Annotated in this window: 14 protein-coding genes; 4 read left to right on the top strand and 10 right to left on the bottom strand. The window is 65.9% G+C overall.

The genetic code is table 11. The features are described from left to right. Positions 1-18: 18 nt before the first annotated feature. A complete protein-coding gene (gene typA, locus GQ56_RS0130250; protein WP_031402213.1) occupies positions 19-1,845 on the bottom strand; it encodes a translational GTPase TypA in 1,827 nt (608 codons plus the stop codon). Positions 1,846-2,172: 327 nt separating this feature from the next. Here typA and GQ56_RS0130245 point away from each other — a divergent pair, with 327 nt between their 5' ends. The 4 genes from GQ56_RS0130245 to GQ56_RS0130230 all read left to right on the top strand — a co-directional run bounded on the left by GQ56_RS0130245 (position 2,173) and on the right by GQ56_RS0130230 (position 7,106). After that, entirely contained in the window at positions 2,173-2,664 is a 492-nt protein-coding gene (locus GQ56_RS0130245; RefSeq protein WP_031402212.1) for a MarR family winged helix-turn-helix transcriptional regulator, read from the top strand. 87 nt (positions 2,665-2,751) lie between these two features. Further along, positions 2,752-4,248 (top strand): efflux transporter outer membrane subunit, encoded by a 1,497-nt coding sequence (locus GQ56_RS0130240; protein ID WP_031402211.1) that lies wholly within the window; start codon positions 2,752-2,754, stop codon positions 4,246-4,248. Positions 4,249-4,300: 52 nt separating this feature from the next. Beyond that, positions 4,301-5,518, top strand: coding sequence for an HlyD family secretion protein (locus GQ56_RS0130235; RefSeq protein ID WP_031402210.1), 1,218 nt, complete (start codon positions 4,301-4,303; stop codon positions 5,516-5,518). A 28-nt stretch (positions 5,519-5,546) separates the two neighbouring features. Beyond that, positions 5,547-7,106, top strand: coding sequence for a DHA2 family efflux MFS transporter permease subunit (locus GQ56_RS0130230; protein ID WP_031402209.1), 1,560 nt, complete (start codon positions 5,547-5,549; stop codon positions 7,104-7,106). An 87-nt stretch (positions 7,107-7,193) separates the two neighbouring features. On the opposite strand, the gene truB is transcribed toward GQ56_RS0130230, so the two are convergent. The 9 genes from truB to GQ56_RS0130185 form a co-directional block, all read right to left on the bottom strand. Further along, positions 7,194-8,126, bottom strand: coding sequence for a tRNA pseudouridine(55) synthase TruB (gene truB / locus GQ56_RS0130225; RefSeq protein WP_031402208.1), 933 nt, complete (start codon positions 8,124-8,126; stop codon positions 7,194-7,196). Positions 8,127-8,139: 13 nt separating this feature from the next. After that, positions 8,140-8,538: a 30S ribosome-binding factor RbfA gene (gene rbfA / locus GQ56_RS0130220; protein WP_031402207.1), complete on the bottom strand. Its 399-nt coding sequence runs from the start codon at positions 8,536-8,538 to the stop codon at positions 8,140-8,142. 113 nt (positions 8,539-8,651) lie between these two features. Next, the gene (gene infB / locus GQ56_RS0130215) at positions 8,652-11,579 is read right to left on the bottom strand and encodes a translation initiation factor IF-2 (protein ID WP_031402206.1); all 2,928 of its coding nucleotides are present in this window, start codon (positions 11,577-11,579) and stop codon (positions 8,652-8,654) included. A gap of 91 nt (positions 11,580-11,670) precedes the next feature. Next, positions 11,671-13,146, bottom strand: coding sequence for a transcription termination factor NusA (nusA, locus tag GQ56_RS0130210; protein WP_031402205.1), 1,476 nt, complete (start codon positions 13,144-13,146; stop codon positions 11,671-11,673). Beyond that, positions 13,146-13,604, bottom strand: coding sequence for a ribosome maturation factor RimP (gene rimP, locus GQ56_RS0130205; protein ID WP_014897219.1), 459 nt, complete (start codon positions 13,602-13,604; stop codon positions 13,146-13,148). The genes nusA and rimP overlap by 1 nt, the downstream gene beginning before the upstream one ends. Before the next feature lie 426 nt (positions 13,605-14,030). Next, a complete protein-coding gene (rluB, locus tag GQ56_RS0130200) occupies positions 14,031-15,779 on the bottom strand; it encodes a 23S rRNA pseudouridine(2605) synthase RluB (RefSeq protein WP_031402204.1) in 1,749 nt (582 codons plus the stop codon). A gap of 60 nt (positions 15,780-15,839) precedes the next feature. Further along, positions 15,840-16,850: an SMC-Scp complex subunit ScpB gene (gene scpB, locus GQ56_RS0130195; protein ID WP_031402203.1), complete on the bottom strand. Its 1,011-nt coding sequence runs from the start codon at positions 16,848-16,850 to the stop codon at positions 15,840-15,842. Between the two features lie 271 nt (positions 16,851-17,121). Next, positions 17,122-18,324 carry a pyridoxal phosphate-dependent aminotransferase gene (locus GQ56_RS0130190; RefSeq protein ID WP_031402202.1) on the bottom strand — a complete coding sequence of 401 codons (1,203 nt, stop codon included), beginning with the start codon at positions 18,322-18,324 and terminating at the stop codon, positions 17,122-17,124. Positions 18,325-18,399: 75 nt separating this feature from the next. Beyond that, entirely contained in the window at positions 18,400-19,302 is a 903-nt protein-coding gene (locus tag GQ56_RS0130185; protein ID WP_031402201.1) for a LysR family transcriptional regulator, read from the bottom strand. Positions 19,303-19,417: the final 115 nt, after the last annotated feature.

Here is a 19,417-nt window from a genome sequence, read left to right as displayed (position 1 = left end):
AGCCATCGACCCGAATGCTCAGTCGACCGCGCCTTCGCGGCTCGCGCGACGACGCTCGTGCTCCTTCAGGAAGCGCTTGCGCAGGCGGATCGACTGCGGCGTCACCTCGACGAGTTCGTCCTCGTCGATGAATTCGACCGCGTACTCCAGCGACATCTGGACCGGCGGCACGAGGCGCACTGCTTCGTCGGTGCCCGACGCGCGCACGTTGGTCAGTTGCTTGCCCTTGATCGGGTTCACGACGAGGTCGTTGTCACGGCTGTGGATGCCGATGATCATGCCCTCGTAGAGCGCGTCGCCCGGCTTCACGAACATGCGGCCGCGATCCTGCAGCTTCCACAGCGCGTATGCCACGGCGGCGCCGTCGTCCTGCGAGATCAGCACGCCGTTGCGGCGCTCGCCGACCGAACCTTCCTTGACCGGTGCGTACGAGTCGAAGATGTGGCTCATCAGGCCCGTGCCGCGCGTCAGCGTCAGGAATTCGCTCTGGAAGCCGATCAGGCCGCGCGCCGAGATCTTGTATTCCAGACGCGTGCGGCCGCGGCCGTCCGACGCCATGTCGAGCATTTCGCCCTTGCGGCGACCGAGCTCCTCCATCACGCCGCCCTGGTGTTCGTCCTCGACGTCGACGGTCAGCAGTTCGTACGGCTCGTTCTTCACGCCGTCGATTTCCTGCATCACGACGCGCGGACGCGACACGGCCAGCTCGTAACCTTCGCGACGCATGTTCTCGACGAGAATCGTCAGGTGCAGTTCGCCGCGGCCCGACACTTCGAACACGGTTTCGTCGCCGGTGTCCTTCACGCGCAACGCGACGTTGTGGTTCAGCTCCTTCATCAGGCGGTCGCGGATCTGGCGGCTCGTCACGAACTTGCCTTCGCGGCCGGCGAGCGGCGACGAGTTGACGAGGAAGTTCATCGTCAGCGTCGGCTCGTCGACGGTGATCATCGGCAGCGCTTCCGGCGTATCGACCGCGCAGATCGTCGCGCCGATGCCGACATCTTCAATACCGTTGATCAGCACGATGTCGCCCGCTTCCGCCGAGTCGACCTGCACGCGCTCGAGGCCCTTGAACGACAGCACCTGGTTGATCTTGCGGTTCAGCACGTCGCCTTCCGGGCCGAAGCGCATCACGACCGGCTGGCCCGGCTTGATGCGGCCGCGCGTGATGCGGCCGACGCCGATCCGGCCGACGTACGTCGAATAGTCGAGCGACGTGATCTGGAGCTGCAGCGGCGCTTCCGGGTCGGCCGGACGAACCGGCACGTGCGCGAGGATCGCCTCGAACAGCGGGCGCATGTCGCCTTCGCGCGTGGCCGGGTCGAGCGACGCGTAACCGTTCAGGCCCGATGCGTAGACGATCGGGAAGTCGAGCTGCTCTTCGGTCGCGCCCAGCTTGTCGAACAGGTCGAAGGTCTGGTTGATGACCCAGTCGATCCGCGCGCCCGGACGGTCGATCTTGTTGACGACGACGATCGGCTTCAGGCCGAGCGCGAGCGCCTTCTTCGTGACGAAGCGCGTCTGCGGCATCGGGCCCTCGACCGCGTCGACCAGCAGCAGCACCGAGTCGACCATCGACAGCACGCGCTCGACCTCGCCACCGAAGTCCGCGTGCCCCGGAGTGTCGACGATGTTGATGTGCGTGCCTTCGTACTCGACCGCGCAGTTCTTCGCGAGAATCGTGATCCCGCGCTCTTTTTCGATGTCGTTCGAGTCCATCACCCGTTCCGCAATCTGCTGGTTCTCGCGGAAGGTGCCGGACTGGCGAAGCAGTTGGTCGACGAGCGTGGTCTTGCCATGGTCGACGTGGGCGATGATGGCGATATTGCGAAGGGCGCGGGTCATAGAAACCTGGAAATCGTTTGAACGCGCAAACGCGCCCGCTCGTTTTTCACGGGCGCGCGCATTGCAGCTTGGAAAGCCTCAAATTATAGCACGTCAGAGTGTCGAGAGCAGACCTGCATGGCGCGACGCAACACGCCGGCCGGGCCGCGCCCTCCCCCGAGCGGGCCAGTCGACCGACATCGCCTGCGTCGCCAGCCCCAAAAACCTTACCAATGCCAGGGACTTTTGCGACGCGAAGCGCGCCCGTTGCCGTTCGATTAATATTTGCCGCGACAAACAACTGTGCCTATACTGCTGCCTAGTCAACTATTGCAGTCTCAGGGTTTTATGTCGGACTCTTCTCCCCAACCACCCGTCTCGCCACTGTCTACGTATCAGATGAACGACAGCGTCGGTTATCTGATGTCGCGCGTGAAATCGGTGATGACCAACCTCGTCACGCAACGCACGCAGGAAGAGCTCGGCATCACGGGCACGCAGGCGAGCATGCTGTTCATGATCGCGGTCGGCAAGTGCTCGACGGCCGCCGAGCTCGCGCGCGAGTACGGCATCGACGCGAGCGCGGTCACGCGCCTGCTCGACCGGGTCGAGAAGCGCGGCCTGCTGTCCCGCGTCCGCAGCATCGAGGATCGGCGCGTGGTTCGCCTCGAGCTGACCGACGAAGGCCGTGCGCTCGCCGAACGGCTGCCGCCCATTTTCCGCAGCGTGCTCGACCAGGTGCTGGACGGCTTTACGCCGGAGGAAGTCGGGTTCCTGAAGAGCATGCTGCGCCGCATTCTCAGCAACTATTGCGAGACCACCGGCAGCAGCGTCGCGTAATAGTTGCCATAACAATTACTTTTGACAGATTAATGTAAGGAAATCCTTGCAGTGTCCATCATTCATTCCGAGTCAGGGATCAGCGCGATGAAATCCTCCCCGTTGTCCGTGCGCGCCGAGTCGTGCCGCGCCGCCGTCGCCGCCGCGGTTGCCGCGCTGGCGCTGGCGGGCTGCGCAAACTACATCGGCATCAAGAGCGACAAGCAGATCGCCCCCGCATCGCAATTCGAATCCGCCCGCAGCCTGCCGGCCCAGGGCGGCCAGTGGCCCGCGCTCGACTGGGCCAGCCGGTTCGGCGATCCGCAACTGCCGAAGCTGATCGACGAAGCCCTGCTGGGCAATCCGTCGATCGCTCAGGCGCAGGCGCGCCTCGCCAAGGCGTCGTCGTACATCGAATCGTCGCGTTCGAACCTGCTGCCGAAGGCGGAAGCCAGCTATTCATGGACGCGCGAGCTGTATTCGTCGAACGCGCTGGTCCCGCCCCCGTACGGCGGCGAGTGGTATGGCGAGAACAACGCGCTCGCGAGCGCGTCGTGGGAACTCGACCTGTGGGGCAAGAACCGCGAACGCCTGCACACCGCGGTATCGCAGGAAAAGGCGGCCGAGGCCGACATGCAGCAGGCGCGCATCACGCTCGCGTCGTCGGTTGCGCGAACCTACAACTCGCTCGCGCAGCTCTATGCGCTGCGCGAAATCGCGCAACGCGAGATCGCCAACCGCGAGACGGTCGGCAAGATCACCGACGGTCGCGTGTCGGCAGGCCTCGACACCAACGTCGAACGCCAGACGGCCCGCGGCAACATCGCGACGACCCAGGCCTCGCTGTCGGATCTCGACGGCCAGATCACGACGGTGCGCTACCAGCTCGCCGCGCTGCTCGGCAAGGGTCCGGATCGCGGGCTGCAGATCGCCGCGCCCGTGCTGAATCCGGGCGGCGAAGTCACGCTGCCCGGCAACCTGCCGGCCGACCTCGTCTCGCGCCGCCCCGATATCGTCGCCGCACGCTGGCAAGTCGAAGCCGCGATGCACGACGTGAAGGAAGCAAAGGCCGAATTCTATCCGGACGTGAACCTCGCGGCCGGCTTCGGCTTCGATGCATTCGGCTGGGGCAAATTCCTGAACTTCACGAGCCGCCAGGCGCAGTTCGGCCCGGCGATCCACCTGCCGATCTTCGACGCCGGCGCACTGCGCGCCCAGCTCAAGGGCCGCTACGCGGACTTCGACCTGTCGGTGGCGAACTACAACCAGACGCTGATCAGCGCGTTGAACGACGTCGCGACGCAGGTCTCGTCGATCCGCGCGATCGATCGCCAGATGGGCGACGCACAGCGCGCGCTCGATGCATCGACGCGCGCGTACGACCTCGCGGTGATCCGCTACAAGGCCGGCCTGTCGCCGCAACTGCAGGTACTGACCGCGGACAGCAACCGCCTCGCGTCGGAGCAGACGGTGACCAACCTGAAGATGCGCCGGCGCGACATGCAGCTCGCGCTGATCAAGGCGCTGGGCGGCGGGTTCGACGCGACCGGCACGCCGCTCGCCGCGCCCGACGCCGACAAACCGACAAAACAGGCCGCCAACTGATCCGGCGCCACCACTACGCAGACACTCGAAACAACGGACGGAGAAAATCGCCATGAGCGACCCTCAACAAAACGCCGCCAGCGCCCAGTCGCAAAACAACGGGAAGCGCAAACGGATGATGACGCTGCTCGTCGCGGTCATCGTGATCGCGGCCATCGCGTACGGCCTGTACTACTTCCTCGTTGCCCGTTTCCATGAGGGAACCGACGATGCATACGTCAACGGCAACGTCGTGCAGATCACGCCGCAGGTCACCGGCACCGTGATCGCGGTGAAGGCCGACGACACGCAGACGGTCAAGGCCGGCGATCCGCTCGTCGTGCTCGATCCGGCCGACTCGCAGGTCGCGCTGCAGCAAGCCGAAGCCAATCTCGCGCAGACGGTGCGCCAGGTGCGCGGACTGTTCGTCAACGACGACCAGTACCGCGCGCAAGTCGCGCTGCGCCAGTCCGACCTGTCGAAGGCCGAGGACGACCTCCGTCGCCGCATGGCCGTCGCGCAGACGGGCGCCGTGTCGCAGGAAGAAATCTCGCACGCACGCGACGCCGTGAAGGCCGCCCAGGCATCGCTCGACGCCGCGCAGCAGCAACTCGCGTCGAACCGCGCGCTGACCGCGAACACGACGATCGCATCGCATCCGAACGTGATGGCCGCGGCCGCCAAGGTTCGCGACGCCTACCTGGCAAACGCGCGTAACGTACTGCCCGCTCCGGTCACGGGCTATGTCGCGAAGCGCTCGGTGCAGGTCGGCCAGCGCGTGTCGCCGGGTACGCCGCTGATGTCCGTGGTGCCGCTCAACGCGGTGTGGGTCGACGCGAACTTCAAGGAAGTCCAGCTCAAGCACATGCGCATCGGCCAGCCGGTCGAGCTGACGGCCGACATCTACGGCTCGTCGGCCGTCTATCACGGCAAGGTGGTCGGCTTCTCGGCCGGTACGGGCTCGGCGTTCTCGCTGCTGCCGGCGCAGAACGCGACCGGCAACTGGATCAAGGTCGTGCAGCGCCTGCCGGTGCGGATCGAACTCGATCCGAAGGATCTCGACAAGCACCCGCTGCGCATCGGCCTGTCGATGCAGGTCGACGTCGACATCAAGGACGAACGCGGCGACCAGCTCGTGAACGCACCGAACACCGTCTATGAAACCAGCGTGTTCGCGAAGTACGGCGACGAAGCCGACGCCGAAATCGCCCGCATCGTTGCCGAGAACGCAGGCGGCAACGCAGCGACGCCTGCCGCGGCGAAGTCGAATCCCGCCGCGAAAATGATGTAACCGTTCCGCCACCGGAAAAGCAACCGACATGGCACAGGCTCCTGTCTCTCACCCGCCCTTGCAGGGCGGGCAGCTCGTGATCGGGACGATCGCGGTATCGCTCGCGGTGTTCATGAACGTGCTCGACACGTCCATCGCGAACGTCGCGATCCCGACCATCTCGGGCGACCTCGGCGTGTCGTCCGACCAGGGCACGTGGGTCATCACGTCGTTCGCGGTCGCCAACGCGATCTCCGTGCCGCTGACGGGCTGGCTGACCGATCGCTTCGGGCAGGTTCGCCTGTTCCTCGCGTCGATCATCCTGTTCGTCATCTCGTCGTGGATGTGCGGACTCTCGCCCAACCTGCCGTTCCTGCTTGGGTCGCGCGTGCTGCAAGGCGCGGTCGCGGGCCCGATGATTCCGTTGTCGCAGGCGCTGCTGCTCTCGAGCTATCCGCGCGCCAAGGCGCCGATGGCGCTCGCGCTGTGGGCGATGACGACGCTGATCGCCCCCGTTGCCGGCCCGATCCTCGGCGGCTGGATCTCGGACAACTACTCGTGGCCGTGGATCTTCTACGTCAACATCCCGGTCGGCATCGCAGCCGCCGCCGCGACGTGGGCGATCTACCGCCATCGGGAATCGGCCGTGCGCCGCGCGCCGATCGACGGCGTGGGTCTTGCGCTGCTGGTCGTCTGGGTCGGCTCGCTGCAGATCATGCTCGACAAGGGCAAGGATCTCGACTGGTTCGCGAGCACGACCATCATCGTGCTCGCGCTGACCGCCGTCATCGCGTTCGCGTTCTTCGTCATCTGGGAGCTGACCGCCGAGCACCCGGTCGTCGACCTGTCGCTGTTCCGCATGCGGAACTTCACCGGCGGCACGGTCGCGCTGTCGATCGGCTATGGCCTGTACTTCGGCAACCTCGTGTTGCTGCCGCTGTGGCTGCAGACGCAGATCGGCTACACCGCGACCGACGCCGGCCTGGTGATGGCGCCTGTCGGGCTGTTCGCCATCCTGCTGTCGCCGCTCACCGGGAAGTACCTGCCGCGCACCGATCCGCGCTATATCTCGACGGCGTCGTTCCTGACGTTCGCACTGTGCTTCTGGATGCGTTCGCGCTACACGACGGGGGTCGACGAATGGTCGCTGACGTTGCCGACGCTCGTGCAGGGCATCGCGATGGCCGGCTTTTTCATCCCGCTGGTGTCGATCACGCTGTCCGGCCTCCCCGGCCATCGCATCCCGGCGGCATCGGGCCTGTCGAACTTCGTGCGGATCATGTGCGGCGGCATCGGCACATCGATCTTCCAGACGGCGTGGGATCACCGCAACAATTTTCACCACGCGCAGCTGGTCGAACAGACGAACGTCTACAACCCGACCTTCAACCAGGCCGTCAACCAGATGGGCAACCTCGGACTGACGCAGGACCAGGCGCACGGGCTGATCAACAACATGGCCACGCAGCAGGCCGCGCAGCTCGGCGTGAACGACCTCTTCTACATCTCCGCGGCAATCTTCGTGCTGCTGATCGGGCTGATCTGGATCACGAAGCCCGAACGCACCGGCGGCGGCGATGCAGGTGCGGCGGCCTCGGCTGCACACTGAACCCGCGCAGCCTGCGCGCAAACAAAAAGCCCGGTCGACATCGACCGGGCTTTTTCCATTCCAGCGGGTGTACGTCCCGCCGTTGCGTCAGGCGGCCGTGACGACGAGCCGCTCCGGCGCCAGTACTCCGTTCGCCTTGCGCGCCACGCCGAGCAACCGCGTCGCGTCGTAGACACGCACGCGCTCGCCGTCGGCCGCGTCGATCGCATCGAGCGCCGACAACGGCAGACGCTGCCCATGCAGGAATCGCTTCGCGCTGGTTTCATCGAGACGCACCAGCGGAAACGTCGACAGCAACGCGTCGACCGGCTGGAGCCACGCATCGCGCGACGCTTCGTCGGCATCGGACAACGCGTCGAGCGTCACTGCATGCTCGAGCGTCAACGCGCCGACTCCGGTCCGGCGCAGCATCGTCAGGTGCGCGCCGCAACCCAGCGCCTCGCCGATATCCTCCGCCAGCGTGCGCACGTAGGTGCCCTTGCTGCAGGTCACGCGAAACGTCACGTCGGGCAGGTCGCACGCGAGCAGGCCGAGCGCATGGATCGTCACGTTGCGGCCTTCGCGCTCGACGGTCTGGCCCGCGCGCGCATATTCGTACAGCGGCTTGCCGTCGCGCTTGAGCGCCGAATACATCGGCGGCACCTGCACGATCGGGCCGGTGAAACGCGCGAGCGCGGCTTCCACCGCCGCGCCGTCACACTCGACGGGCCGCGTGTCGATCACTTCGCCTTCCGCGTCGCCGGTGGCCGTTCGCTGACCGAGACGCATCGTCGCTTCGTAGGTCTTGTCTGCATCGAGCAGATCCTGCGAGAACTTCGTCGCCTCGCCGAAGCACAGCGGCAGCAGGCCGGAAGCCAGCGGATCGAGCGTGCCGGTGTGGCCGGCCTTCTTCGCAAGAAGCAGGCGCTTTGCGCGGATCAGCGCATCGTTGCTCGACAGGCCGATCGGCTTGTCGAGCAGGAGGACGCCGTCCAGCACGCGCCGGGGCACGCGCGGACGTTGGGATGCTGCAGTCGTCATAGGCCGGTCGAGCTCAGTCGTCCTTGGCGGCCGCGTCGGCCTCGTCGTCGTCCTTCGCGCGCGTCGAGTTCGCTTCCTTGATCAGGCGGGACATTTCGACGGCCTTCTCGATCGTCTGGTCGTAGTGGAAATGCAGCGTCGGCACGGTATGAATGTGCAGGCGCTTGAACAGCAGGTTGTGCAAGTGACCCGACGCATGGTTCAGCGCTTCCTGCGTCTTGGCCGGATCGCCGGTCAACGCGGTGAAGTAGATCTTCGCGTGCGCGTAGTCCGGCGTGAGTTCCACGCTCTGGATCGTGACAATACCGATGCGCGGATCTTTAACCTCGCGCATGATGAGTTCGGACAGATCGCGCTGAATCTGATCGGCGATCTGAACGTTGCGATTGGGGGAAGTACGTTTCCTGGACATGATCGATCCCTGATTCGTTTATCAGGATAATGCGGCCGCCTTTTGGCGGGCCGCCATGAAAAATGGGCGGGACAAGCCCACGCCTGCCCCGCCCATGAGCCGATACGCGACGATTACAGCGTACGCGCGACTTCGGTCACTTCGAAGACTTCGAACTGGTCGCCTTCCACGATGTCGTTGAAGTTCTTCACCGACATGCCGCACTCGAAGCCTTGCTTGACTTCCTTCACGTCGTCCTTGAAGCGCTTCAGCGACTCGAGTTCGCCCGTGAAGATCACGACGTTGTTGCGCAGCACGCGAACCGACGACGAGCGCTTGACGATACCGTCCGTGACCATACAGCCTGCGACCGCGCCGATCTTCGGCACCTTGAACACTTGGCGCACCTCGACCGTACCCGTGATGACTTCGCGCTTCTCCGGCGCCAGCATGCCCGACATCGCCGCCTTCACCTCATCCACTGCGTCATAGATGATGTTGTAGTAGCGGATATCGACGCCATTGGCTTCCGCGAGCTTGCGCGCCTGCGCATCCGCACGCGTGTTGAAGCCGATGATGACTGCCTTCGATGCCGTTGCAAGGTTGACGTCGTTTTCGCTGATGCCACCCACCGCACCGTGCACGATTTGCACGCGCACTTCGTCGGTCGACAGCTTGAGCAGCGACTGCACGAGTGCTTCCTGCGAACCCTGCACGTCGGCCTTGACGATAAGCGGCAGGTTCTGCACTTCGCCTTCGCCCATCTGCTCGAGCATGCTTTCCAGCTTCGCGGCCTGCTGCTTCGCGAGCTTCACGTCGCGGAACTTGCCCTGACGGAACAGCGCGATTTCACGCGCCTTGCGCTCGTCCGGCAGTACGATCACTTCCTCGCCCGCGCCCGGCACTTCCGACAGACCCTGGATTTCGACCGGGATCGACGGGCCGGCTTCCTTCGTCGGCTTGCCGTTCTCGTCGAGCATCGCGCGCACGCGGCCGTAGGCCGAGCCCGCGAGCACGATATCGCCGCGGTTCAGCGTACCGGACTGCACGAGGATCGTCGCGACCGGGCCCTTGCCCTTGTCGAGCTTCGCTTCGATCACGATGCCCTTCGCCGGCGCCTCGACCGGTGCCTTCAATTCCAGCACTTCGGCCTGCAGCAGCACGTTCTCGAGCAGATCGTCGATGCCCGCGCCCGTCTTTGCCGACACCGGCACGAACGGCGAATCGCCACCGTATTCTTCCGGCACGACGCCTTCCGCGACCAGTTCCTGCTTGACGCGGTCGGGATTCGCGTCCGGCTTGTCGATCTTGTTGATCGCCACGACGATCGGCACGCCACCCGCCTTCGCGTGGGCGATTGCTTCCTTCGTCTGCGGCATCACGCCGTCGTCGGCCGCCACCACCAGCACCACGATGTCGGTCGCCTTCGCGCCGCGTGCACGCATTGCCGTGAACGCTTCGTGACCCGGCGTATCGAGGAACGTGATGACGCCGCGCGGCGTTTCGACGTGATACGCGCCGATGTGCTGCGTAATACCGCCCGCTTCACCGGCCGCCACCTTCGCGCGACGGATATAGTCGAGCAGCGAGGTCTTGCCGTGGTCGACGTGACCCATCACCGTGACGACCGGCGGACGCGGCAGTTGCTCCGCATCGGTACCGGTCTCGCCTTCGACGAGCAGCGCTTCCGGATCGTCCAGCTTCGCGGCAACCGCACGATGGCCCAGTTCCTCGACGACGATCATCGCCGTTTCCTGGTCCAGCACCTGGTTGATCGTGACCATCTGGCCCATCTTCATCATCACCTTGATGACTTCCGAGGCCTTGATCGACATCTTGTGCGCGAGATCCGCAACCGAAATGGTTTCCGGCACGTGCACTTCACGCACGATCGGCTCGGTCGGCGCCTGGAACGACGATGCGCTGTCCTGGTGACGGCCGCGACCCTTCGGGCCGCCGCGCCAGCCGCGGTCGACGCCGCCGCTCGAATCGCCGCGCGTCTTGATGCCGCGACGCTTCGCCGCGTCGTCCTGCCAGCCGCCCTTGCCTGCGCCCGGCTTCTTGTTGCGGTCGCCCGCGCCTGCCGGCGCCTGCGTCGTTGCCGGTGCAGCGCCGGCCGGCTTCTTCACGGCCGGACGCGCCTGCGCGCCTTCCGGCTTTGCCGGCTTGTGCAGCGTGCCCTTCGCTTCGGCGGGCTTCGGCGGCTCGACCGGCTTCGGCGGCTCGACTGCCTTGACCACGGCCTTGCGCGGCGTGTTCATCATTTCGCGAATCGCACGCGCTTCGGCTTCTGCCGCCGCACGACGCTTGCTGATCTCTTCCTGCTCGGCCCGCGCCTTGTCCGCCGCCTCGCGGGCAGCGTCTTCAGCCTTCTTCGCCGCTTCGCGCTGCGCCGCACGTTCGGCGGCTGCGCGTGCTTCGTCCTGGGCGGACTGCGCGGATTGCGCAGTCTCCGCTTTCTGTTCGGCCGCAGCAGCCTGCTGCGCGGCTGCCTGCTGCTGTGCCGCCGCAGCTTCAGCCGCGGCACGCTTCGCCGCCGCTTCTTCCTCGGCGCGACGGCGCTCGGCTTCGGCCGCTTCCTCGCGGGCGCGACGTTCCGCTTCCTCGCGCTCGAGGCGTTCCTGACGCGCGCGCAGTTCCTGCGCCTGCTGCTCGAGCAGCTCGGCCTCGCGGCGCGCCTCTTCCTCGCGACGCTTCAGTTCCGCATCGTCGTCCGCTTCGGCGACCTGCGCCTGACCCTGTTCCGCACCCTCGCTTACGTCGTCGCGCTTGACGAACGTGCGCTTCTTGCGGACCTCGACCTGAATGGTGCGAGCCTTGCCCGTCGCGTCAGATTGCTTGATCTCCGACGTATGCTTGCGGGTCAGCGTGATCTTGCGCTTGTCGCCGTCGGTTGCGCCGTGCGACTTGCGCAAATGATCGAGCAGACGCGCCTTGTCCGCTTCGGACAGCGCATCGTCTTCACTCGCTTTCTGGACGCCCGCTGCCTGCAGCTGTTCGAGCAGCACACCAGCAGGCATTTTCAGTTCCGCGGCAAATTGGGCTACGTTGTTACTCGCCATTCATTCCTCTTAGTGCAAGGACCGATTCCTTGCGGTTAGCATCGGGTCAGGCCATACGGCCGCCATCAAATCAGTGCGCCATGGTCATTTCTCACTGGAACCAATGTTCACGTGCTTTCATGATCAACGCCTTAGCGGCATCCTCTTCCACTCCGGTCAGGTCGACCAGTTCATCCACTGCAAGCTCGGCGAGATCGTCTCGCGTCTGCACACCGTGTTCGGCCAGCTTCGCGAGCAACTCCGGCGTAATGCCGTCGAGACTCTTGAGATCCAGCGCCGCGTTCTCGACTTTTTCCTCGTTCGCGATGGCCATCGTCAGCAGCGCGTCGCGTGCGCGGTTGCGCAGTTCGTGCACGGTGTCCTCGTCGAACGCCTCGATTTCGAGCATTTCGTTGAGCGGCACGTACGCGATCTCTTCGAGGCTCGTGAAGCCTTCGTCGATCAGGATGTCGGCAACCTCTTCGTCGACGTCGAGACGCGCCATGAACAGCGCACGCAGCCGGTCGCGCTCTTCGCCCTGCTTCAGCGCGGATTCGTCCGGCGTCATGATATTGATCTGCCAGCCGGTCAGTTCACCGGCAAGGCGAACGTTCTGACCGCTGCGGCCGATCGCGACAGCCAGCTCGTTCTCGTCGACGACGACGTCCATCGAGTGCTTTTCTTCATCGACGACGATCGACTGGACAGCTGCCGGCGCGAGCGCGCCGATCACGAACTGGGCGGGATCCTCCGACCATAGCACGATGTCGATGTTTTCGCCACCGAGCTCGTTGCGCACGGCCTGCACGCGGGAGCCGCGGATGCCGACGCAGGTGCCGATCGGATCGATCCGCTTGTCGTACGCGATGACGCCGATCTTCGCGCGCACGCCCGGGTCGCGGGCAGCCGCCTTGATCTCGAGCAGGCCCTGCTCGATTTCCGGCACTTCCATCTCGAACAGCTTCATCAGGAACTCGGGCGCCGTACGCGACAGCTCGATCTGCGGGCCGCGCGCGGTGCGATCGACCTTCGCGATGTACGCGCGCACGCGGTCGCCCACGCGCAGGTTTTCCTTCGGGATCAGCTGATCGCGGCGCAGCAGCGCCTCGACACGGCCCGATTCGACGATGAAGTTGCCCTTATCCAGGCGCTTCACCGTACCCGTCATGATCTTTTCGCCGCGCTCGAGGTAATCGTTCAGGATCTGCTCGCGTTCTGCGTCGCGCACCTTCTGCAGGATCACCTGCTTGGCGGCCTGCGCGCCGATTCGACCGAATTCGATCGACGGAACGGGTTCCTCGACATATTCGCCGACTTCGACGTCGGCCTTCTGCTCACGCGCCTCGAACAGCAGGATCTCGCGATCCGGCTCCTGCAAGCCTGCCTCGTCGGGCACGACGAGCCAGCGACGGAAGGTTTCGTGCTCGCCGCTTTCGCGATCGATATGGACGCGGATTTCGGCGCCTTCGTCGAACAGCTTCTTGGAAGCGGACGCGAGCGCAGCCTCGAGGGCGCCCAGCACCACATCCTTGTCGACGTTTTTCTCGCGCGCCAGCGCATCCACCAGCATCAACACTTCGCGACTCATTATTTGCGGCTCCTAAAGTCAACTTGCGGAATCAGGCGGGCTTTGTCGATATCGGCCAGCGTGAAATCCAGCATGGCCGCCTCGCCCTTCTTCCTCTCAAATTCCAAACCGATCGTTTCGCCATTCGGCGCGTGCAGAATGCCCCGGTACGTCTTGCGCCCGTCCAGCGGCTTTTTCAAGGTCACGGAAACTTCGCTACCGGCGAAACGTTCGAAGTCGGCCAGCTTCTTCAACGGGCGGTCGAGCCCCGGGGACGAGACTTCGAGCCGTTCGTAATCGATGTTTTCGACCGTCAAGACGTGCTGGAGCTGACGCGTGACCTTTTCGCAATCTTCGAGCGAGATGCCGGCAGGCTGATCGATATAGATGCAAAGCATGCCGCGCCCGGTGCGCTCGAGATCCACCAGCTCGTAGCCGAGCCCGGTGACCGTGGTTTCTATCAGTTCCGTCAGTTGCACTGTGTCCTCTCAGGTGTTCGCGCCCGCCGCTCGCGATTCACCCGCGGGCGCGCGCCTTAGCCGGCGCAGGAAGCGCTACCCGAGATGCCTAACCGTTTCAGCAAAAAAAAATGGGCGGAACGCCCATCTTCTTACTGGTGGTCGCACCTGAGCCGCACATTGAATCCGTACGCCCAGCGACTCCGCGATTATAGCGATTTTTGGCGCAAACGCCAAGCCAGCCGGTAAAAGCAGCGTGGCGCATGCCTTTACGGGCCCAAAATGCGGAATCGGCCGACCGATTGCCGGCGCCATCGTGGTGCGCCGCAGATCGGTCATGCCGGCGGCCAAGCAGCGCCGCGCGAAATATATACAGTCAGAAGCAATGTGCGCAATGCGTGACGCCGGCAAAACCGGCCGGCAGCACTGCGCCGCAGGCCCGAACGCTCAACGGCCGCGCGTTCGGCTGCGCTGCTGACGCTGGCCGCCGCGCGCAGCGCCGCCGCCATTGCCGGCGCCCTCGGCGCGGTTGCCGTTCGGGTTCCGGTTGCCGCCGCCGCCGCCCTTGCCGCCGCCACGCTTGCCGCCCGCACCCTCACGCTTGGGACCCGCGCCATACGACGCGCGGTTGCCATCGACATCACGGCTGCCGCCCGCGCGGTTGCCGTCGCGGCCGCCTCCGGCTCGGTTGCCGTAACCCGACGGCGCAACCGGCAGGCTGCCGTAGCCGCTCAGGCCTGGCAGCCCAGGCCCGCCGCGCCGGCCGCCGCCGCCGCGACGCGGCTGGTCGAGCTGACCGTGTGCGGTCAGCACCGGTTCGCGGCTGATGAAACCCATCGACGTCTGCATCGGATCGGGCTGGCGGCGCTCGGCCGTGCCGGCGCTGCTGCGCTTGCCCTTCTCCTCCGACGGCGCCTTCAGGCCGACGGTCGCCATCAGCTTGCGCACTTGCGCGTCGTCGAGCTCCTCCCAGCGGCCGCGCTTCAGACCGCGCGGCAACGGGATCGGACCGTGACGCGTACGGATCAGCCGGCTGACCAGCAGGCCGACCGCCTCGAACATCCGGCGCACTTCGCGATTGCGGCCTTCGGCCAGCGCGACGTGATACCAGTGGTTCGTGCCCTCGCCGCCGCCATCGCGGATGCGCAGGAAATTCGCCGGGCCGTCGTCGAGCTCGACACCGTGCAGCAGCTTTTGCCGCGCACCCTCGGCCAGCTCACCGACCACGCGGACCGCATATTCGCGCTCGACGCTGTAGCGCGGATGCATGAAGCGGTTCGCGAGGTCGCCCGAAGTCGTCAGCATCAGCAGACCTTCGGTATTGAAGTCGAGGCGACCCACCGCGAGCCATTTCGCCGTCTTCATCGGCGGCAGGCGGTCGAACACCGACGGGCGGCCTTCAGGATCGGCGTGGCTGACGATCTCGCCGGTCGGCTTGTGGTACAGCAGCACGCGCGGCGGCTTGTTCGGCAGCTTGCGCTTGACCGGCTTGCCGTTGATCCGCACCTGATCGGTCGGCATGATGCGCTGACCGATGTGCGCGGGTTCGCCGTTCACCGACACACGGCCGGCGACGATCAGCTCTTCCATTTCGCGGCGCGAGCCCATGCCCGCTTCCGCTAGCACCTTGTGAAGCTTCGGCGCATCGTCGTCCGGCGACAGCACGCGCTTGTTTGCCGGCTGGCTGCGGCCGCGGCGCAACATCGGCGCACGCACGCCGCTACCGCCCGCGGAGTTGTCCGCATCGAATGCCGGCGACGTCACATAGGCGAACAGTTCGTCCTGCGACTGCGACGCCTCGCCCTCCGCCTTCGCCGGGCCACCTTCGGCCTTCGGCGCGCCGCCGCGTCGACCCTGGCCGCCCTGGGCCGCCTTGGGTGCGCCTTCACGCTTGCCGGCAGGTTTGCGACCGCTCTTGGCCGCACCTTCCTTGCGCGGCGCACGCGGCGCCGGCTGCACCTCAGCGGCTTCCGCCGGCTGGGCCTCAACGCCTTCGCCGCCCTGCGGCTCGCCATCGGCGCCCTTCGACTTGGCCGCCGCGCGACGCCGTGCGATCAGGCTGCGCGGGCCGCGTCGCAGGCCGCGACGGGGACGCTCGTCGCCACCCTCGGCCGAAGCGCCCTGCTCCGGTGCATCGTCGGCACGCGCTGCCTGAACGGCAGGTGCGGACGATTCAATATCGTGGATATCTGTCAAAACAACCTCAAAATGTCAGGTCTCGCGCCCGGCGCGGGCGCGGCAAGAAGTTGGCCGCGATCAGGCGCGACGCTGTTCAGGTTCTGCTTCGTCGTCCGGCAGCGCGTCGGCACCGATGGGCGCACTTGCGCTTCGTACAGCATCGGCAAGACTGTCGGACGTGTCGTCCAGCATCTCGCCGTCCGCAGGACGGGAACGGGAGGCATCGGCCTGGCCAGCCTCACCGGGCATGTCGCCGGCCGCTTCCGCTCCGCCTCCGGCAACCGCTTCGGCAGCCGGCTTGCGATCTTCCTCGCTCCAATCCGCGCGCAGCGACTCGGGCTGCACACCGGCTGGCGCTACTTCGGCACCAACCTGTTCCGCTTGTTCCGCCTGCTCCGTTTGCCCGCGATCGCCGTCGAGCGCATCGGGGCTCTGGATTTCCTGCATAGAGACGACATCGTCCGGCACGCCAGCCGATGCCTCAAGCACCCGATCCTGCTGCGCGTCGCCGGCAACCGGCACATCGCCGTCGAAGTCCATCGCCTGCTGCGCAAGCAACGCCGCCTCGATGTTCGCGGCCGGCTCCTCGAGCGCAGGCAGATCGTCGAGCGCCTTCAGACCGAGATCGTCGAGGAACTGCTTGGTCGTCGCGTACAACGCCGGACGCCCCGGCACGTCACGATGGCCGATCACCTCGATCCAGCCGCGATCCTCGAGCTGCTTGACCACCTGCGTATTGACGGTCACGCCGCGAATCTCCTCGATGTCGCCGCGCGTAACGGGCTGCCGGTACGCGATGATCGCGAGCGTTTCGAGCACTGCACGCGAATATTTCGGCGGCTTCTCCGGATGCAGGCGATCCAGATAATGACGCATTGCCGGCTTGCTCTGAAAGCGCCATCCGGTTGCCAGCGCCACCAGTTCGACGCCGCGGCCGGACCAATCCTGTTTCAGATCTTCGAGCAACGTGCGGACCGTGTCAGCCGACACGCCGTCGGCAAAGAGCTTGCGCAAATCGCCGAGCTTCAGCGGTTCCTGCGCGCAGATCAAAGCAGTCTCGAGGACGATCTTCGCCTCTTGGGTATTCATGCAGCTAGGCCAGACCCTGTGGTCAAACGAACCGGATCAACAAACAGACGAAAGGAACGGAAGACGCGCTCGCCCGATTCTGATCGGTCATATTGATGGGAGCACGAACCGGGGGCGGCGAATTAATTCAGGCCAGTCCCAAACCGGACGGAACAGCACGGCTCAACGACGGAACCGCGTGACTGAGCGCCATATTACGCAAAATCGCCCGATGCGTAAAGATGAGCCGAACGAAGCGCCGCCAGCGTACCGCACCCGTTCCGGCCCCGTTTCAGCGGGCGGCTGCGGCGCTCGCGAGAAACCGGCGCAGCCGTTCGACACCCGCGTCGAGCCGCACCGGATCGCATGCGTAGCACCAGCGCACGAACCCTTCGCCCTCCAGGCCGAATGCGCGCCCGGGCGCCAGACCGAGCCCTGCGTCCCGCACCAGCCTCTTGCAGAACGCGAGGCTGTCGGCTGCGCCGGGCAGGCGCAGGAACAGGTACATCGCACCCGGCGGCGGCGGTACCTCGACGCCCGGCAGCGTCCGCAGGGCGGCGACCAGGTGATCGCGCGCGTCACGCAGCGACGCGACAAACGACCGCACGAACGGCTCGCCGTCGCGCAACGCGACTTCGCCCGCGGCCTGCACGAAGCCCGGCGCGCATGACGTGTTGTATTCGACGAGCTTCGACAGATCGCCCATCACCGCCGCCGGCGCGATGAGCCAGCCCAGGCGCCAGCCCGTCATCGCCCACGCCTTCGAAAACGAATTCACGACGACGACCCGCTCGTCGCGCGACGCGATATCGAGAAACGACGGCGCGCCGGACGCGCCGAACGCGAGCCGTTCGTACACTTCATCGGCAATCAGCCAGATGCCGTGACGGCGGCAATGGGCCAGCACGGCCTGCTGATCGTCGCGCGACATCGTCCAGCCGGTCGGGTTATTCGGCGAATTGACCAGCAGCACCCGCGTATCGGGCGTCAGCGCCGCAAGCAACCGCCCGACATCGAGTTGCCAGCCCGCATCGCCGTACGCAAGCGGCACGCATTCGACCCGCGCGCCGAGGATCTTCGGAATCTCGACGAGATTCGGCCACAGCGGCGTGACCGCGACCACGCGCTCGCCCGGGCCGACCAGCAACTGCGCGGCCAGCATCAGCGCGCTCACACCCGAACTCGTCACGGCTACCGTATCGGCGGCCGTCGCGCCGTGACGGGCGCTGACGTAGGTCGCGATCGCGTCGCGCAGCGGCTCGGCACCGAGGTTGTGCGTGTAGAAGGTCGCTCCATCGCGCAGCGACGCCGCCGCGGCGTCGCGAATGAAATCTGGCGTCACGCGATCGGATTCACCGAACCAGAACGGCAACAGGTCCGGCACGCCGAAGCCCGCGTTCGCCACTTCGCGGATCAGCGACGGACGCAACGCGCGCACCGTCTCGCGCGCCGCCGGCGCTCCGGTCATCGCGTATGAAGCTGCGGAATGCGTCATCGAGAGCCACCTTCGAGGAACACGATTCACGCAGTGTACCGGCACGTCATTCGAACCGTCGTGCGTCGGTGCCCGTCAGTCGAGATCCTCCGCCCTCGCCGGCATTTGCCGCACGAGTTCCCAGATCGCCTGCGCGGCGGGCGACAACGACCGGTCGCGGCGGCGCACGAGTTCGACCGTGCGCTCGGTGCGCGGCGTGAGCGGCCGTGCGACGAGCGTCGAGCCGGCCGGCAGCGGCAACGACAGCCACGGCTGCACGCTCACGCCGACCCCGGCCTCGACGAGCCCGAACACCGTCGCCGAATGCCCGAGCTCCTGCATCACCGTCGCGCTGACGTGATGGGCGGCCAGCGCGGCATCGATCAGCGGCCGGCTCCCCGACGCATGATCGAGGAGCACGAGGCGCTCGCCGTCCAGCGCCGTCCACGGCACTTCGGCCCGTGCGGCGAGCGGATGGTCGGCGCGTGCGACAAGACAGAACGAATCGGTCATGAGCGGCTCGCAGACCAGATCGGCAACCGTGAGCGGCCCGATCACGACCCCGAAATCCACCTCGCTCGACTTCACCTTGCGTAACACATCGCTCTGCACGTCGTCACGCAACCCCAGGGTCACGAACGGGAACTGGCGCTCGCACGACGCCACCACGCGCGGCATCAGCCGGCATGCGATCGTCGGGCTCGCCGCGACGATCACACGGCCGCGACGCTGCTCGCCGATTTCGCGGATCTCGCGCAGCGTGTCGTCGAGATCGTCGAGCAGGCGCGACACACTCGCGATCAAATTCGCGCCGACGTCCGTCAGCTGCACGTCGCGCGTCGTGCGGTCGATCAGTTTCAGCCCGAGCTCGGCCTCGAGTTCGCGCACGCAGCGACTGACCGCGGACTGCGTGAGCCCGATCTCGTCGCCCGCGCGACTGAAGCTCTTGAGCCGCGCTACCTCGATGAATACGCGAAGCTGGCGCAGCGTGACGTTCATCTCCTGACCTCATCAATCGTCGATATCGATGCGCGATTTTAATGCGCGTATCCGCCTGCGATGCGTGAATTCGGCACCCGTCGCCCATGTTTCGCTGCGGTGCAATATGCACGCG

The organism is Burkholderia paludis (assembly GCF_000732615.1).
GTDB lineage: Bacteria > Pseudomonadota > Gammaproteobacteria > Burkholderiales > Burkholderiaceae > Burkholderia > Burkholderia paludis.
The sequence above is the reverse complement of the archived record's forward strand: the minus strand, read 5'-3'. Positions and strand labels throughout refer to the sequence as shown.

Bases quoted from the DNA above. Each gene is read 5' to 3' on its own strand.
- typA (WP_031402213.1), bottom strand. From the start codon at position 1,845: ATGACCCGCGCCCTTCGCAATATCGCCATCATCGCCCACGTCGACCAT.
- GQ56_RS0130245 (WP_031402212.1), top strand. From the start codon at position 2,173: ATGTCGGACTCTTCTCCCCAACCACCCGTCTCGCCACTGTCTACGTAT.
- GQ56_RS0130240 (WP_031402211.1), top strand. From the start codon at position 2,752: ATGAAATCCTCCCCGTTGTCCGTGCGCGCCGAGTCGTGCCGCGCCGCC.
- GQ56_RS0130235 (WP_031402210.1), top strand. From the start codon at position 4,301: ATGAGCGACCCTCAACAAAACGCCGCCAGCGCCCAGTCGCAAAACAAC.
- GQ56_RS0130230 (WP_031402209.1), top strand. From the start codon at position 5,547: ATGGCACAGGCTCCTGTCTCTCACCCGCCCTTGCAGGGCGGGCAGCTC.
- truB (WP_031402208.1), bottom strand. From the start codon at position 8,126: ATGACGACTGCAGCATCCCAACGTCCGCGCGTGCCCCGGCGCGTGCTG.
- rbfA (WP_031402207.1), bottom strand. From the start codon at position 8,538: ATGTCCAGGAAACGTACTTCCCCCAATCGCAACGTTCAGATCGCCGAT.
- infB (WP_031402206.1), bottom strand. From the start codon at position 11,579: ATGGCGAGTAACAACGTAGCCCAATTTGCCGCGGAACTGAAAATGCCT.
- nusA (WP_031402205.1), bottom strand. From the start codon at position 13,146: ATGAGTCGCGAAGTGTTGATGCTGGTGGATGCGCTGGCGCGCGAGAAA.
- scpB (WP_031402203.1), bottom strand. From the start codon at position 16,850: ATGAATACCCAAGAGGCGAAGATCGTCCTCGAGACTGCTTTGATCTGC.
- GQ56_RS0130190 (WP_031402202.1), bottom strand. From the start codon at position 18,324: ATGACGCATTCCGCAGCTTCATACGCGATGACCGGAGCGCCGGCGGCG.
- GQ56_RS0130185 (WP_031402201.1), bottom strand. From the start codon at position 19,302: ATGAACGTCACGCTGCGCCAGCTTCGCGTATTCATCGAGGTAGCGCGG.